Below are 16,957 nucleotides of genomic sequence, written 5' to 3'. Positions count from 1 at the left end.
CTTATTGGCCAACTTACTGGCCGGCCTCGACCGTCTCTGCCGCGTCTACCGTGACCGGCAGACCGTTCGCGCCGACTTTCGCCGGCGCATTGCGCAGCGCGTGCTGACGGCCGATCGCGTGATACTCGATACCGAGTTCGAGCAGCGCGTCCGGTTCGTACAGATTGCGGCCGTCGAAAATCAGCGGCGTGGTGAGGCTCTCCTTGAGCGAACCGAAGTCCGGACTCTTGAAGACCTTCCATTCGGTGAGGATCACCAGTGCATCGGCACCCTCGGCCGCTTCCATCTCTTCATTCACGAACGACAGGCGCGCATGCTGTTGCGGCACGTCCTTCAGATCGAGTGCGAACACGCGCTTCGATTCGTCGATCGCGACCGGGTCGTAGGCCTTCACGCGTGCGCCGCGGCGCAGCAGTTCGGCGATCAGCGGGCGGCTCGGCGCTTCGCGCATGTCGTCGGTATTCGGCTTGAAGGCGAGGCCCCACACGCCGAAGGTGCGATCCGACAGGTCTTCGCCCAGACGGTCGACGATCTTCTGCGCAAGGATCTTTTTCTGCGTGTCGTTAACGGCTTCCACCGCTTCGAGAATGCGCAGATTGGCCTTGTGGTCGGCCGCCGTGCGAATCAGCGCCTGCACGTCTTTCGGGAAGCACGAGCCGCCGTAACCGCAACCGGCATACAGGAAGTCATAGCCGATGCGCGGATCGGAACCGATGCCGCGGCGCACCGCTTCGATATCCGCGCCGACGCGGTCGGCCAGATTCGCGAGTTCGTTCATGTACGAGATACGCGTGGCGAGCATCGCGTTAGCCGCGTACTTGGTGAACTCGGCCGAACGCACGTCCATGTACAGCGTGCGTTCGCGATTGCGGTTGAACGGCGCATAGAGGCGCTTCATCAGCTCGCGCGCTTTCTCGCCGGGCACGTCTTCATCGCAGCCGAGCACGATTCGATCGGGGCGCGTGAAATCTTCCACGGCCGCGCCTTCTTTCAGGAATTCCGGATTCGACACCACGGAGAACATGTGGCTCGCGTTGCGCGCGGCCAGTTCCTCGGCGATCACGTCGCGCACGCGCGAAGCCGTGCCGACCGGCACCGTCGATTTGTCGACGATCACCTTGAAGCCCGTCATATGGCGGCCGATATTGCGCGCGGCGGCCAGCACGTATTGCAGGTCGGCGGAACCGTCTTCGTCGGAAGGCGTGCCCACCGCGATGAACTGGATGTCGCCGTGCGCGACCGCGGCCTCGATGTCGGTCGAGAACTTGAGGCGGCCGGCCTTGCGATTGCGCGCAATGATTTCCTGCAGACCCGGTTCATGGATCGGCACGCCGCCGTTGTTGAGCACGTCGATCTTGCGTTGATCGACGTCGAGACAGAACACGTCGTGGCCGATGTCGGCGAGACATGCGCCCGTTACGAGGCCTACGTAGCCACTACCGATGATCGTCAGGTTCATGTATTACACCTCGGAAAATGGAGTTGATTCGGGAGAGCGGCCGCGCGTTGCACGGCTGCGCCTCAATATGCGTTGCTGCCCACAAAGCCCTTCCACAGCGTCAGCACGACGATCTTGATGTCGAGCCAGAAGGTCCAGTGCTGCATGTAGTACAGATCGAGCTTGACGCGGCCCATCATCTTTTCGATGCGATCGGTTTCGCCGCGATAGCCGTTGATCTGCGCCCACCCGGTGATGCCCGGCTTGATCCGGTAACGGTGCATGTAGCCCTTCACCAGATCCTTGTAGATGTCGTCGTGTTCGAGCGCGTGCGGACGCGGACCCACGACCGACATCTCGCCGCGCAACACGTTGATGAACTGCGGCAATTCGTCGAGGCTGGTGCGCCGCAGGAACGCGCCGACCGCGGTGATGCGCGGATCGCGCCGGGTCGCCTGGGTGATCTTGCCGGCCTCTTCCTTGTGCATCTTCATCGAGCGAAACTTGTAGATCTCGAACTGGTTGCCGTCGATGCCCTTGCGCTTCTGGCGGAAGAACACCGGGCCCGGCGAGCTCACCTTCACCATCACCGCGATCACCAGCATCACCGGCGACAGCGCTGTCAATGCCGCCAGCGCGAACAGCCGGTCGAAGATGCGCTTGGGCAGCACGCGCAGATCGGTGATCGGCGAGGCGGCCAGGTTGATCGCCGGCACACCGAGCAGGTCCACCATCGGCTGATTGAAGAGCGTGAGGCTGCGAACGTCCGGAATGAAGCGGATGTTCACGAAGTCGTTCTTCAGGTCCATCACGAAGCGATGGATCGCCTTCTCCTTCGAGATCGGCAGCGCGAGCCACAGTTCGCGAATCGCCCGCTGACGCACCAGTTGAAGCATCCGCGAGTAGTCGCGCTCGACCGGCACGCCTTCGATCGCATCGCTCGCATCCGGATCTTCATACGGGTTGATCGTGCCCTCCTCGTCGAACAGCACGACGGGGCTAAAGCCAGCTTCCGGGCGGCTGCGCATCTGTTCGATCAGGAAGCGCCCATACGGCGCGCCGCCGACGATCGCCACCGCGCGCTGATTGAAGCCTTCGCGGCGCAGTCCGCGCAGGATCGAATAGACGATCACCTTGGTGACGATCAGCAGCACGATCGTGGCGATCGCCCAGTAAAACAGCCACAGACGCGACAGGCTGTCCGAACGGTGCAGGCTGAAGCTGATCAGGATGCCGGTGATCTCCACCATCACCCAGCCGCCTGCAACGCGGCACAGCAGGTCGTACAGCGGCTTGCCGCGCCACGACTGATAGATCCCGAGCGCAGGGAAGAACACCACCACGAGCAGGCAGTCGAACGCGAGCGACACGCTTTGGACGTCGTCCAGCCACACCAATTTCCCGCTGTGCACGGCCGTCGCGATAGCCGCGCCGAGCGCGACCATGGCGATGTCGATGATTCTCGATAGAACGCTCAGCATGAGCTGCCCCTCAGTTCGTCAGTCAAGTGCCATCCGTTGGTTGGTTGAATTCCCGTCACACTCATCACGTCCTGCCACCGGGAGCGCAACGCCGGTATTCGCGCCCGCAGATCGATGCGCGGCGCGAAACTGATTGACCCGGTGTTAATTACCCTGCCGCTTTCCGGATTAAAAAAATTCCTGAACGGACGATCCGGAAAACAGGTGTCGAAATGAGTGAATACCCTTGTACAGGTATAGATAAAGCGGTATTAAAATTCGGACTGCAAGACAGCAAAATATCTCAAAATGTATCGGTCATTTTTTCGATATTTTTTCGGAATTTTGCGCGGCAATTGTTACCGATTTCGCGTTTGAGAGGCCGGTTTCTTGCCTTTCTGGAAGCGGATGTGAGCCAGGCTGTCCGTTTTCCTACGAAGCTTACGCCCCGCCTTTCGTCCCCATTCTGCGTCATTCCGCCGGATAAAAAAATCACCTGTTATTTTTTTCGGGTAATTTTTCTTTTTTAAAAATTGGCCGGACATTTTTTCTTCACGAAACAGTCAATTTTATTAGACGGTTTATATAGTTTCTATTTAACGCGCTTTTATTCATTCTTTACTTCGTGATAAAACTCGACGCATTCACCCAGCCTCGAGGAGTCCATCATGACAGCTCCGGTTACGGCCACACCTGCCGACACCCGGTCCACGCAAGCTATGCACCTAAACGTCAAGCTCAAAGTTCATCCCGTGATTCTGGCGGGCGGCTCCGGTACACGCTTGTGGCCGATGTCGCGCGAGCAGCATCCGAAACAGCTGATTGGCCTGCTCGGCGACGACTCGCTGCTGCAGTCGACCACGCGCCGGCTCGACGGGCTCGAAACGGGCCATCCGCTTGCGGAGCAACTCGTCGTGGTGGCCAATGAAGAACAGCGCTTCACCACAGCCGAGCAATTGCGGACGAGCGGCAAGCCGACCCGGCTGATTCTCGAGCCCGCCGGCCGCGATACGGCGCCGGCGCTGACGGTGGCCGCGCTTTCGATCGCCGCGCAGGACGAGGACGGCATCATGGTCGTGATGCCCGCCGATCACGCGGTAACCGACAGCGCCGGTTTTCATGCAGCGGTGGCGGCCGGCGTGCAGCATGCGGCAGCCGGCCATATCGTGACGATGGGCATCGTGCCGACGCGTGCGGAAACGGGTTATGGCTACATCCGTATTGGTGCGGCGCTTGGCATGCCTAATGACGCTCGCGCAACGGACGGCGATGCGGCCGGAAAGGTCGGCGCGCACAAGCTCGATCGCTTCGTCGAAAAACCGCATCTGGAACTGGCGCAGCGGTATATCGATTCGCAGGAATACTGGTGGAACAGCGGCATTTTCATCATGCGCGCCTCGACCTGGCTGAAGGCGATCCGCCACTTCCAGCCGGCGATTTACGAAGCCTGCGACGCGGCCTTCGCAGGCGGCAAAGCGGACGGCGATTTCTTCCGCCTGCAACGCGACGCGTTCTGCGCCTCGCCGTCGAATTCGATCGACTACGCGGTGATGGAGCAACTGGGTAACGATCAGACCGCCGCATCCGGCGTGGTCGTGCCGCTGCAAGCGGGCTGGTCGGACGTGGGTTCGTGGGACGCGATCTGGGACATTTCGGAGAAAGACGCCGATCGGAACGTGGGGCGCGGCCGCGTGATGTTCGAAGGGGCAAGCTCGACCTTCGCGCATTCGGAAGGACGCCTGATCGCCTGCGTCGGCACGCAGGATCTCGTGGTGGTCGAAACGGCCGATGCGATTCTGGTCGCGGACAAATCGCGCGTGCAGGACGTCAAGAAAATCGTCGGACGGATTCGCAACGATGGCGGACTGGAAGCGACCAACCATCGCAAGGTGCATCGCCCGTGGGGCAACTACGATTCCGTCGATACCGGCGAGCGCTTCCAGGTCAAACGCATCGTCGTGAAACCGGGCGCGCGACTCTCTCTGCAAATGCATCATCACCGCGCGGAACACTGGATCGTCGTGCGCGGCACCGCACTCGTCACGCGGGGTGAAGAGCGCTTTATCGTCTCCGAAAACGAATCAGCTTATATTCCGCTGGGCGTCACTCACCGTCTCGAGAATCCGGGCAAGATGCCGCTCGAAATGATCGAGGTGCAGTCGGGCTCATATCTCGGCGAAGACGATATCGTGCGCTTCGACGATACGTATGGACGTCAATGATTCACAACGAATGAAGCGGGAACCTGCGGCTGTTGCTCCTGACGGCCGCGGGGGTATTGCTGTATCGCTAACCGCCGTGCTCACCCCGCATGGGAGATGAGTTCTGGATAGGACGGAAAACGATCTGATGCACTGCTTTCGGTTGCGGTTGCAGGTGCGGCCGGTTCGCTGGGATAACGGCGCAGCGGTCCACGGAATGCATTGAGCGGACCGTGCAAAGGCCCACCGTGATTCACCGCGACCGGCTCCGGCACATGACGCATGGCCGGCAACGGACGCGCCGCTGCAGCAGCCGCCGCAGTGGCATTCACTGCAGGTGCGGCCTCGGCTGCAGCCTGCGTACGGCATTCACGGTCGATCCACTGCCGCGCCCATTCGAGCGCGTATTCCTCCGCCGCGTCGGCCTCGGCAAAGCGCGGGCCCACGAGGCCGGAACGCTCGACGCGTTTGCCGTCCTTCATGATCTCCGCCCACGCGCGATACATGGCGTTGGGCACCTGCTCCGCCGCAACGTAGATCACATAGCCGCGCCGGTCGGCGACCTGCGTGCCGCGTGGCGCGAGGCTCATCGACAGCGAGCTGCGCTGCTGATCTTCAAGCTGTTGCGTGCGGCGTGCCGACGTGATGGCCGAATCCAGGCTGTGCATTGCCGCGCCCACCGCCCGCGCTTCTTCCATGCTTTGCAAACCGGCGCGCATGGCGGGCCGGGCTGCAGATGACGCGGATGTCGAGCTGGCCGAAGGTGTACGCGACACCGGCGGCGCGTTTGTCATACCCGTCGTCATGCCCGACAACTGGCGCGTGATATCGGCGAACGGATCCGCCGAACGCCAGTTGCTCAGGCTGCTCGATACGCCGGGCGCCTGCCACGATTCGGGGCTCTTCCACGACACACCACGCAGACCTTCGTCGCGCACACTAGGGGTTTCGGCTACCGGTGCTGCCGGTTTGGCCGCGACAGGCGGCGCCGGTTGTGGGACGTACGCGAAGGTACGTCCGGTTTTGGACAACAGCCGAACCATCTCGAGCAGCGTGCCGTTCAACTGCCATTCTTCAAAACGGCGCCGGCATGTAGGACCTGACGGATAGCGTCCCGGCAGTTTCGACCAGGGTTCGCCAGTTGTCAGGATCCACAGAACGGCATTCGCCACGATACGCGGTTCGGCGCGGGGCCGGCCGCGTCGGTTCAGACGGACGGCCGGCTCATCAGAGACAAGCGCTGCCAGCAGCGCCCATTCGTCATTGCTTAGCTCATCGAAAAACATTGGGTTTTCTCCACGCAGCCTGGCCGGGCCGCGGCTTTGGGCGGCCACGGATTCAACTTTCACGATCCGTGTGCAGCCCGCGGTTGCACAAATATGTTTTGTACGTTCTGTTTGCGGGTCAATAGCGCACTGGGTTAGTGCGGTTTGTCCCTATTGCGAAGCACAAAACGTGGTCTCACTCGTGCATGGGAGAATTTGTGCACGAAGCATACCACCACCAGGGTTTGCGTGAATATGATTGAGACAAGTGTTACGGATGGAAACAATCTTGTCCTTTTTGCTGCGTCATTTCTCGTATTGCCGTAACAGAACTGCCGTCGGTTCCGGCGCCGAAAGACGCTGTTGCACAGCACAACGGCGCGGCAACGATGGCGAATTGCGTTTACGAAATTTATATTTGAGCCACAACGCATTTCGATGCATTTTGATGGCATTTCCGCCTGGCTGCGGGATGCCTGGGCGCAGTGTTTTGGCAGCAACTGGGTGACATCGAGGTGCGATTGCCGTCGAAGCGAACACAGCGCTTCTTCATGCCGTTCGCATTCCTCTCGACGCCGCGCGAGCGCGGCGGTTTGGTTTGCTTCTAACGCACGGAGTTCGCCGCGCCCTCACCCACCACGGTCATCCATGGGCGTACGCGCCAGCGCGTCACGAGCCCCGCGAGCACATACGGATCGGCTCTGGCAAAGGCTTCGGCGGCTTCGGGCGTGTCACCTTTGAAGAGCAGCACGGCCGTGTCCACAGGCTCGGTCAAGGCTCCACCCAGTTGCAATTCACCGCGCTCGGTGGCCGCCCAGGCGAGCGCCAGATGGGCGTCGCGATACGTGCCACGCCTCTCGAGGTAGTCCGGCACGAGGTCGTACATCAACAGGTAGTGCATGGCGAGCCTCCTTTGGCTTGCGTGACTGGGACGACGGGCGGCGCATCTGCGCGGGAATTCCGTCAAGATTACCCCTGCGATCTTCAACGGGATTTTCTGCCGATTTCCTATTCATTTGCACCTGCAGCAATGCAAATTGGATGTTTAGAATTTGATCGCCCATATGGAATGACGACGGCCTAATTCATTTGCATACGCCTTACCAATTAATCCGGATTGCATAACATATTCTTGCACTGCCGTGATTCGGCCGTTTTATCGCCCGGGAGCGCCGCCAACCCCGCTCCGTAGGGGAAAACCAGCGTGCTCGCGTGTCAACCGGAATGGCATTCCGTCCGTTCTGGCAGACAGCATTTGCCATAATGGACGTGCCGAGGGGTCCTGGACGCCGTTGACGCCCACGCGCATGAACGACCAAAAACGTTTTCACCACCGATGGAGTGTCACATGAAAATCCAATCCGCTATCGCTGCGCTGGTGCTGGGTACTGTCCTCGTTTCGCCGGTGTTCGCGCAGAACAGCCAGCAAACGAAAATGGCTGACTGCAACAAGCAGGCTGCCGACAAGAAAGGCGACGACCGCAAGGCTTTCATGAAGACCTGCCTGTCCGCGAAGCCGGCTGCCGCAGCGCCAATGAGCCAGCAGGACAAGATGAAGGCGTGTAACACGCAAGCCGCCGGCAAGAAAGGCGACGACCGTAAAGCCTTCATGAAGACCTGCCTGTCGTCCGCACCGGCTAACTAAACACGAGGCAATCGGCGCGGGCCTCACGCCACGCGCCTGGCCACGTATTGCTCGAACAGGGCCGCGCCGTTTTCCGGCGCGGCCTTGGCCTTCCTTCTGTCCCGACGCCTGCGCTCTCTCGCCGCTGATCTCCGGGCGGCCGCCCTCGCGCTACCTCTCCCTTCGCAGCCCATCCGCGCGAACGCGCCGTTTTTCTTCTATGATGGCTGCGGAGACGGCCCACCCCCATACACAACATTAGACGGGCCGCCATCTTGTCGTTGGTGCTGCAGAGCATCGATCGGAGGCAAGGATGGTATCGAAGCATAAAAACCGCTGGTTGAGGCGGTGGTTGGTCGTCATCATTTTCTGGGCCGTGCCCGTGGCGATCGTTGCAGTCAGCGAGATCCGGGAGGAAATGGCGTATAACGCCGTCGACCTCGACCGTGCGCTGACCACCTGGAATTTCACCGACGCACAACGCGCCGCCGGCGCGCCCGCGCGCTGCCACGGCAAGCCCGACGAGGCGCAAGCCGCCGGCTGTCCGGCCGATGTGCTGGCGGCCAATGCGCCCCGCCAGCAGGACGCCCGCAACGAATACAGCGTGCGCCGCTCCACGCTTATGGGTTACCTCTGGCATGCGTTCGTCGGCTACTGGATCGTGCCGGCCGTCACGCTGTTCCTGATCGGCGTATTGATCGGCATGATTCGCCGCGTGCTGCGGCGCCCGCCGGTCAAAAGTCCGGCAAACCATGGGTGAGGACGCGGGTGCGAATGCAGCGTCGAGGCAACACTTTCAATTCGATTTCAATGCGAATCGTGGACGCGGAAAATCGGTAAAAACCGGTCTTCGATACGGTTTCAACCCGGCCGCCGATGAGCCGGTCCCTGGGCGATTCGATTCGCCGGAAGCCCATTCGAAGGCGCTGTCCGAGCGTCTTTCAACGCCCTCCCGCCACCGGTCAAAATTACAGCAGCGCGCCTGGCGATGGCTCGCAAACCCCCGCCCCGCAAGGCTTTTCGCCGAACGACGAAGTACGCTCTTCACGCTTGCGTGTGATATAACTTAAAAGCAGCCCGGCAACACCATATGAGGTTGCGCCCAGGAACCATGATGGAGAAAAACGATGCAAAGACGAAACTTCATGCTGAAGACTACCGCTGCGCTCGCTTTCGGAGGCCTTGCACTCGCTGGTTGTACGACTAACAGCGGCAACCCCAACACCCCCTCCACAGATGCCTCCAAACGCCAGTCGATCGACGCCAGTGTCGACGGCACCATGTCGCGCCTGTTCACGACCGTGAAGGGTTCGCGCGAACTCGTATCCAAGGCGCGCGGCGTCCTGGTGTTCCCGTCGGTACTGCAGGTGGGCTTCATCGTCGGCGGCCAGTATGGCGAAGGTGCGCTGCGCGTAGGCGGCGGCACGGTCGGCTACTACAGCACGGTTTCCGGCTCGTTCGGTCTGCAGGCGGGCGCGCAATCGAAGGCCATCATCTTCCTGTTCATGACGCAGGACTCGCTCGACTCATTCCGCAATGCCGACGGCTGGTCCGCGGGCGGCGACGCCTCCGTCGCGCTGGTGAAGATGGGCGCCAACGGCGCGATCGACACGACCACGGCAACGGCCCCGGTCGAAGTATTCATTTTGACCAATGCCGGCCTGATGGCCGATGTCTCGCTGCAGGGCACCAAGGTAACGCGCCTGAAGATCTAGGCGCGCGGTCCTGCGCTGTCCCGCGCGGTCCGGTTGCCGACCCCAGGCACAGCGGCAATAAAAAAACGGCGATGCGTAGTGCACATCGCCGTTTTTTTCATACCGCCGCGCGGGCCGGTTTTACGCCGCTCAACTCCCCGACGTATCGATTACCTTGAAGCGCGACCGCTTCTGCGCGCGAATCACCGACTGATACGCATCCACATACTGCTGCGCCATCCGGTGCGACGTGAAGCGCTCTTCGAAGCGTTGCCGCACGCCCGCCCGCGGCATCTTATGCAGGCGATTGACCGCCGCCACCGCGCCGATCTCATCTTCGACGATAAAGCCCGTCACGCCGTCGTCGAGCACTTCCGGCACCGAGCCGCGGTTAAACGCAATCACCGGTGTGCCGCACGCCATCGCTTCGATCATGACGAGGCCAAACGGCTCCGGCCAGTCGATCGGGAAAAGCAGCGCATGCGCGCCGGATAGAAACTCGGCCTTCTGGTTATCCGCGATCTCACCGATGAATTCGACATGCGGCAAGTCCAGCAACGGCCGGATTTCGCGCTCGAAGTATTCGCGGTCGGCAGAGTCCACTTTCGCGGCAATGCGAATCTGCATGCCGCAGCGTCCGGCAATCCGGATCGCGGTATCGACACGCTTTTCCGGCGAGATACGGCCGAGAAACGCGAGGTACTTCTGCTCGACCGGTTGCGGCGTGTAGAGCTGCTCCGGCAGACCGTGATAGACGGTGGTAAGCCACTTGGCCTGCGGCAAGGGATGACGCTGCGCATTCGAAATCGAGATTACGGGCGCGGTGTTGAAGGTGTCGAACACCGGCTGTTGCTCGGGCAAATCGAGCCGGCCGTGCATCGTCGTGACGAAGGGCGTCTCCTGGCGCTTGAAGACCGAAAACGAGTAATAGTCGAGGTGAAAATGCAGCACGTCGAAGTTTTCGGCCTGGCGGCGCACCAGTTCCATCAACAGCATATGGGGCGCAATGCGGTCGCGGATACCCGGGTCCAGACGCAGCGCACGCGGCCAGACGGCTTCGAGCTTCGCGCTCGTAACGGAGTCGCCGCTCGCGAACAGCGTCACGTCATGGCCGAGATCGACCAGCGCCTCGGTGATATAGGACACGACGCGCTCTGTGCCGCCGTATAGCTTCGGCGGCACCGATTCGGTCAGAGGGGCGATCTGCGCAATCTTCATATTTTGTCTCCGTGAACTGACGGCTCGCGCCAATGGCGGTGCACGTCAGCGGCGCTGCTTATGGCAGCGCCGGTCCTTCTCCATCAATGCAGTGGACGCCGGGCGTCCGCCTGCACCATCCGCATCACACCATTATTCACCAGGGTGGAACAAAAAGCCCCTAGCCTTGCAATTCCTGTGCGCTGTTACATTCAGCTTACATCCGATGGCGTGCCTATTATCCGCTCAGGTACGTAGCTTAGACACATTGCCTGGGTAGCTCGCTTGCCTGTTGCCCTTGGCCGGATCGCCTGGCCACGGCTATCGCGCCGGCCATTTCCACGGCGGCAGGTCGCGATCGTCCGCGTCGGTGATGCGCGTGGCGCCGAAGTGCTTCTCGAGCACGATCGACTGGCTGCCGTCCTCCCGCTTGAGCGCCGCGATCAGCCGCGCCGCGTGCGACACCACCAGCACCTGGGAATGCGCGGAAGCACGCGCGATCAGGCGCGCCAGCGCCGGCAGCAGGTCCGGATGCAAGCTCGTCTCCGGTTCGTTCAGCACCAGCAACGCCGGCGGACGCGGTGTGAGCAACGCGGCCACCAGCAACAGATAACGCAAGGTGCCGTCCGACAACTCCGCACCCTTCAGCGGCCGCAGCAGGCCGTGTTGCTGCATCGATACTTCGAAGCGGCCGTCCTCCGACGAGGCGACGTCGAGGCGCGAACCAGGGAAGGCGTCGTCGATGGCGGCATCGAGCGCGACCGGGTCGCCGATCTCGCGAATGGTTTGCAAGGCCGCGGCGAGGTCCGCGCCGTCGTTCGAGAGCACCGGGGTGTGCGTGCCGATCTGCGGCAAACGCACGGCCGCTTCGGCATCCGTGCGGAAGTGGTCGTAAAAGCGCCACGAACGAATCTGCTCGCGCACCGTGATCATCTCGGGAGCGGTCCGTGGGTCGGAGAACTCCGTCATCATGCTGTCGAAGCTCGCGACAGGTTGAGGGATGGTTTGCCACTCCCCCTGCTCGTCGCGCGTACGTAGCGCTGCGCCATGCCGGTCGACCAGCAAGGCCGACGGCCGCAGCACCGGGCCGCTCCAGATGCACTCGCGTTTGATGGTGGGGTCGAGCGGGAAGCGGGTAGCCCTGTCGAGCGGCGGCAAGCCGAGATCGATCGCATAGCCGAACTCGTCGCCGGAAAATCCAAGCCGCAGACTCACCGGGTCTTTGCGGCGCGTGCCCTCGACGGGCAATTCCCCAGCCAGCATCGCGCGCGAGAAACGTTCGGGTCCAGCCCACAAGGTGGATTGCAAACCACCCTCACGCGCAAGTGAAGTAATCACGCCGCCGCGCGCCGTCTCGGCCAGCAAACGCAACGAGCGATAGACGCTCGACTTGCCGCTGCCATTCGCACCCGTGATGACATTCAACTGCCCGAGCGGCACGATCAACTCGCGCAGCGACCGATACCCCGCGATGGCCAACGTCCTCAGCATGCGGCCACCTTTCGATCAAACGCGCGCTTTGGCGCGTTCACCAAAACAACTCCGTGCAAACACGCCATCACTTATGCCCACCGCCCTTGCCCGGCGTCTGCACGGGCACACTGCGCAAATCGTTCAGGAAGGTATCGCGCCACACGCCAAGATCGTTCTTGCGCAGCGCCGCCATATTGATCTCGTGACGCCGCTGGCGTGCATCGAGCGGCATTTGCAGCGCGCGCTGCAAGGCCTCACACATGCCGATTGCATCGTGCGGGTTGACCAGCAGCGCGCCGGTCAACTCCGCCGCCGCACCGGCGAAAATCGACAGCACCAGTACGCCCGGATCCTCCGGATTCTGCGCGGCGACATATTCCTTCGCGACCAGATTCATGCCGTCATGCAAGGGCGTAACAAAGCCGATCTGCGACTCGCGAAACAGCGACATCAGTTTCCAGCGGTCGTACTGCTGATTCAGATAACGGATCGGCGTGTAATCGAGGCCCGAATAACGGCCGTTGATGCGCCCTGCTTCGTATTCGAGATCCTGGCGGATTTTCTGATAGGTGGCGACGTCCGAACGGGTCGGCGGCGCGATCTGCACGAGCGTCACGTTGCCGCGCCATTCGGGCGAGCGCTCCAGCAGTTGCTCGAAGGCGCGAAAACGTTCGACGAGCCCCTTCGAATAATCGAGCCGGTCAACGCTCATGATCAGCTTGCGGCCCTCCAGACTCTGCTTCAGATCGAGCACGTGTTGGCGGCTCTCGTAGCGCTGCGCCTGTTCGGCGATTTCGTCGGGGAACACGCCGATCCGATAGACACCCGTGCGCAGCTTGCGGCCGAAAGCTTCGACGTGATTGCCTTCGCTGACGGTGCCGCGCGCGTGGCGCGTCACGTAGTCGTGAAAAGCGAGTTCATCGGTCGCGGTCTGAAAGCCCAGCAGGTCGTAGCACGACAGCGATTTCACCAGCTCTTCGTGCGGCGGGATGTTGAGCAGAATCTGCGGCGCGGGAAACGGAATGTGCAGGAAGAAGCCGATGCGGTTCGTGATGCCCTCGGAGCGCAACGCTTCGGCGAACGGGATCAGATGGTAGTCGTGAATCCAGATCACGTCGTCGGGTTCGAGCAGCTTGATCAGCTTGTGCGCGAGCCATGCGTTGACACGGCGGTAGCCCGCGTATTCTTCGCGCTCGTAGCGCGCGAGGTCGTTGCGGTAGTGGAACACCGGCCACAGCGTCGCGTTCGAGAAGCCGCGGTAGTACTGGTCGTAATCCTTGCGCGTGAGTCCGACGGTCGCAAAGGTTACCGCGCCGTCCTGCTCCAGCGTCGGCCCGGCATTGGCGACGGTCTCGCTCACCACGTCGCCGCTCCAGCCGAACCACACGCCGCCCGCGTCCTTCAGCGCGCCGAATACGCCGACCGCGAGGCCGCCCGCCGACCCCTTGGTTTCCGTCGGCGTAGCGACACGATTCGACACGACGATCAGTCGGCCCATGTTGGTAGTCCTCCTTGGTTCGCACGGCGCGGCGTTCGCGCTTCAGCGGCTTGTGACGCCTCGAGCGTTGCAACACTTCGATGACGTCAAGAGGCCGAACAACACGCGATACCGCGCCAGGTTCGTGAGTCAGATGGACGGTTCGACCACATCGGCGTCCGATCAGTTGCACTCATCTGATCCGCGCGGCACGCGGCGCTACACCTTTTCCTTCACGTGCTGCAACGGATCGCTCGCCTGATGACGACCGGCGCGGCTTGCCACGGGATCGGCCTCGGTGTGCGCGGCGGTGCTGCCGGCGGGCGTCTGCGTGCTGCGCGGCACCCAGTCGGGCGCCTCGCTCTTGCCGGTTTCGAGTTCGGCCGACACGTCGGCGCGCGCCCGCGGCAGATACTGCGGATAGCGCTGCTGGATAAAGTCGAGCAGCCCCTCGCGCACGCGGCAGCGCAGGTCCCAGTTCAGGCCTGAATCAAGCGAGCTGACCAGCGCGCGCAACTGCATCGCGCGCTCGGTGCCGTCGGTAACCTGCAGCACCTGCACGCGCCGATCCCATTCGGGTGCGGCTTCGACGATGCGCGCAAGCTCTTCGCGCAACGGCGCAAGCGGCATCCGGTAGTCGACGTACAGGAACACGGTGCCGATGATCTGCGAACTGCTGCGCGTCCAGTTGGCGAACGGGTTTTCGATGAACCATTGCAGTGGCACGATCAGCCTGCGCTGGTCCCACAAGCGCACCGAGACATACGTGCCGGTGATTTCCTCGATACGTCCCCACTCGCCCTGAATCACGACGACATCGTCGAGCCGGATCGGTTGCGAGAGCGCGATCTGCAAACCGGCGATCAGATTGCCGAGCACCGGCCGCGCGGCAATGCCGGCAACCAGACCCGCCACGCCGGCCGACGCCAGCAGGCTCGCGCCGATCTGCCGAACGTTCGGAAACGTCATCAGCGCGCCACCCACGCCGACGATCACGATCACCAGCATCACCGAGCGCGCCAGCACGCGCGCCTGCGTATGGATGCGGCGCGCCTGCAGGTTGTCGGCGGTATCGAGCGGATGGGCCTGGATGATCGCCTTGCCGATCGCCGCCGCCGAACGTACCGACAGCCACGTGATCGCGCCGATCAACGCAATCGCGGCGGCGTCGCGCAACGGCGTGATGAAGGTGAGCGTGTCAGGCGCTTCCCACCACACCGCCTCCAGCATCAGGATCACGAGCACGAAGAGCGAGGGCTTGTCGATATAGCGCAGCACGACGCTCGTGAGTGGGTACGGTCGCGCAATCCGCGTGATGATGCGTGCGCCGATTCGATGGATGCCCAGCGCCAGCACGATCGCGATGGCCGAGACGATCAACGCGCCGAGCCACGTATGCAACGGGGCTTCGGCGATACGGCTGAAGTCGTCGGGAGTTGGCATGGAGGGCGTGTTCCTCTTGGTTCGAAGGTGAACGGAATCGCAAGCCCGAAGCGCGACGGTGGCGTTGCGTGGGGCGGGCGCTACGCGGGCGAAGCCGTCGGGCCATCCATCGGCCGACCAGGCGGCAAAGCGTCGAGGAGGCGAGCATGAGCGCGAATGCCACGCTCCTCTGATGACGCTAACGCTAACGAGCGCTGAAGCAGCGGCACGCCGGCCAGGGTTCGATGCTTCCGGCGCGGCATGCCTGTAGACATCTTAGGCGTTCGTCCGCCAAGACCAGGGAAAGGTGCTCAAGCCGGCGGCATTCTGAATGCGGCCGGGTTTGAGCCAAAATCAACTACGCGATCAGCTACCGCTCTTGCAAGGAAATGCCTTGCCGAGCCCGAGCGAGATCGCCGTGCTGGCGTTGTAGCCTGCCACGATCGGATTCTCGGCGATGTACTTCCGTACCGCGTCGGTGAGTTGCGCCGAGCGCGCGTCCGGCGGCAGGCAGTAGTACTGGCCGACGCGCGGCCCGGTGGTGCCGCCGATTGCGTCGATCGTATTGAAGATGCCGTCGGCAGCCCCCTCGATATACGCGGCACACGCACTACGCGATGCCACATCGGTTTTCGTGCACAGCTTGTTGAGGTCGCCTCCCGTAAACGCGGCTGCCGATAGCGGTACGGCAAGCGCGCTGGCGAAAATCAAAGCCCGCAGCATGGTGTTCCTTTCCAGGGTCGTTTATCAGGCGGTCTTGCGCCGCATCGAACCGGCGCGCCTCGCAACGCGCCAAGTCGTCATTCTGCACTGTTTTGCGAAGCCGCAGGCATGCCAGCAGGTGCTATCTTCAGGCAAATTTTTGGTCCGGGGAACCGGCGGCCGGCGATCCAGCAGCCGGTCCTCCGGATTTTCTCGCAGTTCACTTCTGTTGCATCTGCTGCAGGCGCGCGGTGAGGCCTTCAACCACGTCCGGTTCCTTGTAGGTCTTCGCGAAATCGAGCGCGGTCAGGCCGATCTGGTTCTTCACCGTGAGGTCGGCGCCGTTATCGAGCAGGAGCTTCACCGTCGACACATGACCGCCGCGCGCGGCCATCATCAGCGGCGTGGTGCCGTTCGGCGAACCGGCGTCGACGTAGGCCGAATGGTCGAGCAGCAGCTTGACGATATCGTCGTGGCCGTTCGCAGCCGCGTAGTGCAGCGGCGCCCAGCCCTTCTTGTTGACTTCGGCGTCCTTCGCGATCAGCAGGTTGACGAAGTTGAGGTCACCGGCCAGGGCAGCCATCATCATCGCGTTCTCGCCGGCCTTGTCCTCGATCTCGATGTTGGTCTTCGGATTGGCGAGCAGCGCGGCGCCCACCTTGTCCGATTTCTCACGCGCGGCGAGCACTAGCAGCGGGATGCCCTGGTTGTCGACGCTGTTCGGGTCCATGCCCTTGGCAAGCAGCTTGTTGACGCCATCGACGTCGTCGAATTTCACCGACTTGATCAGCGAGTCGATCGGCGCGGCCTGAACGGGCGCCGCGACCAGCGACGCCAGCGCGGCGCAGGCAAGCGTGGCGGCCAGCGCGAGGCGCGACGCGCTGCGGCGTGCCGAACCGAGGGCCGTTTGCGCTGCTGAAGTCTCTTGAAGCGCTGCCGTCGAAGTCGAATAATTTGTCATGTTTTACTTTAGGAAACGTCCCTATCCATTTGATATTTATTGG

The 16,957-nt window shown here is 62.2% G+C and carries 14 protein-coding genes; 4 read left to right on the top strand and 10 right to left on the bottom strand.

From position 1 onward, the window contains the following. Positions 1-13 precede the first annotated feature (13 nt). Together M0D66_RS10170 and M0D66_RS10165 are read right to left on the bottom strand one after the other, a co-directional pair. Positions 14-1,459: a UDP-glucose/GDP-mannose dehydrogenase family protein gene (locus tag M0D66_RS10170; protein ID WP_266210687.1), complete on the bottom strand. Its 1,446-nt coding sequence runs from the start codon at positions 1,457-1,459 to the stop codon at positions 14-16. Between the two features lie 62 nt (positions 1,460-1,521). Continuing rightward, a complete protein-coding gene (locus M0D66_RS10165) occupies positions 1,522-2,919 on the bottom strand; it encodes an undecaprenyl-phosphate glucose phosphotransferase (protein ID WP_093633750.1) in 1,398 nt (465 codons plus the stop codon). A gap of 647 nt (positions 2,920-3,566) precedes the next feature. Here M0D66_RS10165 and M0D66_RS10160 point away from each other — a divergent pair. Continuing rightward, on the top strand, positions 3,567-5,120 hold the full coding sequence (locus M0D66_RS10160) for a mannose-1-phosphate guanylyltransferase/mannose-6-phosphate isomerase (protein ID WP_093633751.1): 1,554 nt from the start codon (positions 3,567-3,569) through the stop codon (positions 5,118-5,120). Positions 5,121-5,200: 80 nt separating this feature from the next. Here the strand turns inward: M0D66_RS10160 and M0D66_RS10155 are convergent, their stop codons facing one another. Continuing rightward, the gene (locus tag M0D66_RS10155) at positions 5,201-6,385 is read right to left on the bottom strand and encodes a transposase (protein ID WP_266210686.1); all 1,185 of its coding nucleotides are present in this window, start codon (positions 6,383-6,385) and stop codon (positions 5,201-5,203) included. Positions 6,386-6,968: 583 nt separating this feature from the next. Beyond that, positions 6,969-7,265 carry a YciI-like protein gene (locus M0D66_RS10150; RefSeq protein ID WP_266210685.1) on the bottom strand — a complete coding sequence of 99 codons (297 nt, stop codon included), beginning with the start codon at positions 7,263-7,265 and terminating at the stop codon, positions 6,969-6,971. 447 nt (positions 7,266-7,712) lie between these two features. Here M0D66_RS10150 and M0D66_RS10145 point away from each other — a divergent pair, with 447 nt between their 5' ends. The 3 genes from M0D66_RS10145 to M0D66_RS10135 all read left to right on the top strand — a co-directional run bounded on the left by M0D66_RS10145 (position 7,713) and on the right by M0D66_RS10135 (position 9,703). Then, positions 7,713-8,009 carry a PsiF family protein gene (locus tag M0D66_RS10145; protein ID WP_093633754.1) on the top strand — a complete coding sequence of 99 codons (297 nt, stop codon included), beginning with the start codon at positions 7,713-7,715 and terminating at the stop codon, positions 8,007-8,009. Between the two features lie 292 nt (positions 8,010-8,301). After that, the gene (locus tag M0D66_RS10140) at positions 8,302-8,748 is read left to right on the top strand and encodes a hypothetical protein (protein WP_093633755.1); all 447 of its coding nucleotides are present in this window, start codon (positions 8,302-8,304) and stop codon (positions 8,746-8,748) included. Between the two features lie 367 nt (positions 8,749-9,115). Continuing rightward, entirely contained in the window at positions 9,116-9,703 is a 588-nt protein-coding gene (locus M0D66_RS10135; RefSeq protein ID WP_093633756.1) for a YSC84-related protein, read from the top strand. Between the two features lie 129 nt (positions 9,704-9,832). Here M0D66_RS10135 and M0D66_RS10130 read toward each other — a convergent pair whose 3' ends face one another. From M0D66_RS10130 to M0D66_RS10105, 6 genes are all read right to left on the bottom strand, one after another. Next, positions 9,833-10,900 carry a glycosyltransferase family 4 protein gene (locus tag M0D66_RS10130; RefSeq protein ID WP_093633757.1) on the bottom strand — a complete coding sequence of 356 codons (1,068 nt, stop codon included), beginning with the start codon at positions 10,898-10,900 and terminating at the stop codon, positions 9,833-9,835. 300 nt (positions 10,901-11,200) lie between these two features. Beyond that, on the bottom strand, positions 11,201-12,370 hold the full coding sequence (locus M0D66_RS10125) for an AAA family ATPase (protein WP_266210684.1): 1,170 nt from the start codon (positions 12,368-12,370) through the stop codon (positions 11,201-11,203). 67 nt (positions 12,371-12,437) lie between these two features. After that, the gene (otsA, locus tag M0D66_RS10120; protein ID WP_093633759.1) at positions 12,438-13,850 is read right to left on the bottom strand and encodes an alpha,alpha-trehalose-phosphate synthase (UDP-forming); all 1,413 of its coding nucleotides are present in this window, start codon (positions 13,848-13,850) and stop codon (positions 12,438-12,440) included. A 198-nt stretch (positions 13,851-14,048) separates the two neighbouring features. Beyond that, entirely contained in the window at positions 14,049-15,272 is a 1,224-nt protein-coding gene (locus M0D66_RS10115) for a mechanosensitive ion channel family protein (protein ID WP_266210683.1), read from the bottom strand. 345 nt (positions 15,273-15,617) lie between these two features. Then, on the bottom strand, positions 15,618-15,974 hold the full coding sequence (locus tag M0D66_RS10110; RefSeq protein WP_054042704.1) for a Rap1a/Tai family immunity protein: 357 nt from the start codon (positions 15,972-15,974) through the stop codon (positions 15,618-15,620). A 199-nt stretch (positions 15,975-16,173) separates the two neighbouring features. Beyond that, the gene (locus M0D66_RS10105; RefSeq protein ID WP_266210682.1) at positions 16,174-16,914 is read right to left on the bottom strand and encodes an ankyrin repeat domain-containing protein; all 741 of its coding nucleotides are present in this window, start codon (positions 16,912-16,914) and stop codon (positions 16,174-16,176) included. Positions 16,915-16,957: the final 43 nt, after the last annotated feature.

The sequence above is a fragment of the Paraburkholderia sp. SECH2 genome (genome assembly GCF_030464795.1).
GTDB lineage: Bacteria > Pseudomonadota > Gammaproteobacteria > Burkholderiales > Burkholderiaceae > Paraburkholderia > Paraburkholderia aspalathi.
This window is presented reverse-complemented; position numbering and strand designations above follow the sequence as displayed.

What these genes read in the sequence shown, in the direction of transcription:
- M0D66_RS10170 (WP_266210687.1), bottom strand. Translation starts at nt 1,459, where the DNA reads ATGAACCTGACGATCATCGGTAGTGGCTACGTAGGCCTCGTAACGGGC.
- M0D66_RS10165 (WP_093633750.1), bottom strand. Translation starts at nt 2,919, where the DNA reads ATGCTGAGCGTTCTATCGAGAATCATCGACATCGCCATGGTCGCGCTC.
- M0D66_RS10160 (WP_093633751.1), top strand. Translation starts at nt 3,567, where the DNA reads ATGACAGCTCCGGTTACGGCCACACCTGCCGACACCCGGTCCACGCAA.
- M0D66_RS10155 (WP_266210686.1), bottom strand. Translation starts at nt 6,385, where the DNA reads ATGTTTTTCGATGAGCTAAGCAATGACGAATGGGCGCTGCTGGCAGCG.
- M0D66_RS10150 (WP_266210685.1), bottom strand. Translation starts at nt 7,265, where the DNA reads ATGCACTACCTGTTGATGTACGACCTCGTGCCGGACTACCTCGAGAGG.
- M0D66_RS10145 (WP_093633754.1), top strand. Translation starts at nt 7,713, where the DNA reads ATGAAAATCCAATCCGCTATCGCTGCGCTGGTGCTGGGTACTGTCCTC.
- M0D66_RS10140 (WP_093633755.1), top strand. Translation starts at nt 8,302, where the DNA reads ATGGTATCGAAGCATAAAAACCGCTGGTTGAGGCGGTGGTTGGTCGTC.
- M0D66_RS10135 (WP_093633756.1), top strand. Translation starts at nt 9,116, where the DNA reads ATGCAAAGACGAAACTTCATGCTGAAGACTACCGCTGCGCTCGCTTTC.
- M0D66_RS10130 (WP_093633757.1), bottom strand. Translation starts at nt 10,900, where the DNA reads ATGAAGATTGCGCAGATCGCCCCTCTGACCGAATCGGTGCCGCCGAAG.
- M0D66_RS10125 (WP_266210684.1), bottom strand. Translation starts at nt 12,370, where the DNA reads ATGCTGAGGACGTTGGCCATCGCGGGGTATCGGTCGCTGCGCGAGTTG.
- otsA (WP_093633759.1), bottom strand. Translation starts at nt 13,850, where the DNA reads ATGGGCCGACTGATCGTCGTGTCGAATCGTGTCGCTACGCCGACGGAA.
- M0D66_RS10115 (WP_266210683.1), bottom strand. Translation starts at nt 15,272, where the DNA reads ATGCCAACTCCCGACGACTTCAGCCGTATCGCCGAAGCCCCGTTGCAT.
- M0D66_RS10110 (WP_054042704.1), bottom strand. Translation starts at nt 15,974, where the DNA reads ATGCTGCGGGCTTTGATTTTCGCCAGCGCGCTTGCCGTACCGCTATCG.
- M0D66_RS10105 (WP_266210682.1), bottom strand. Translation starts at nt 16,914, where the DNA reads ATGACAAATTATTCGACTTCGACGGCAGCGCTTCAAGAGACTTCAGCA.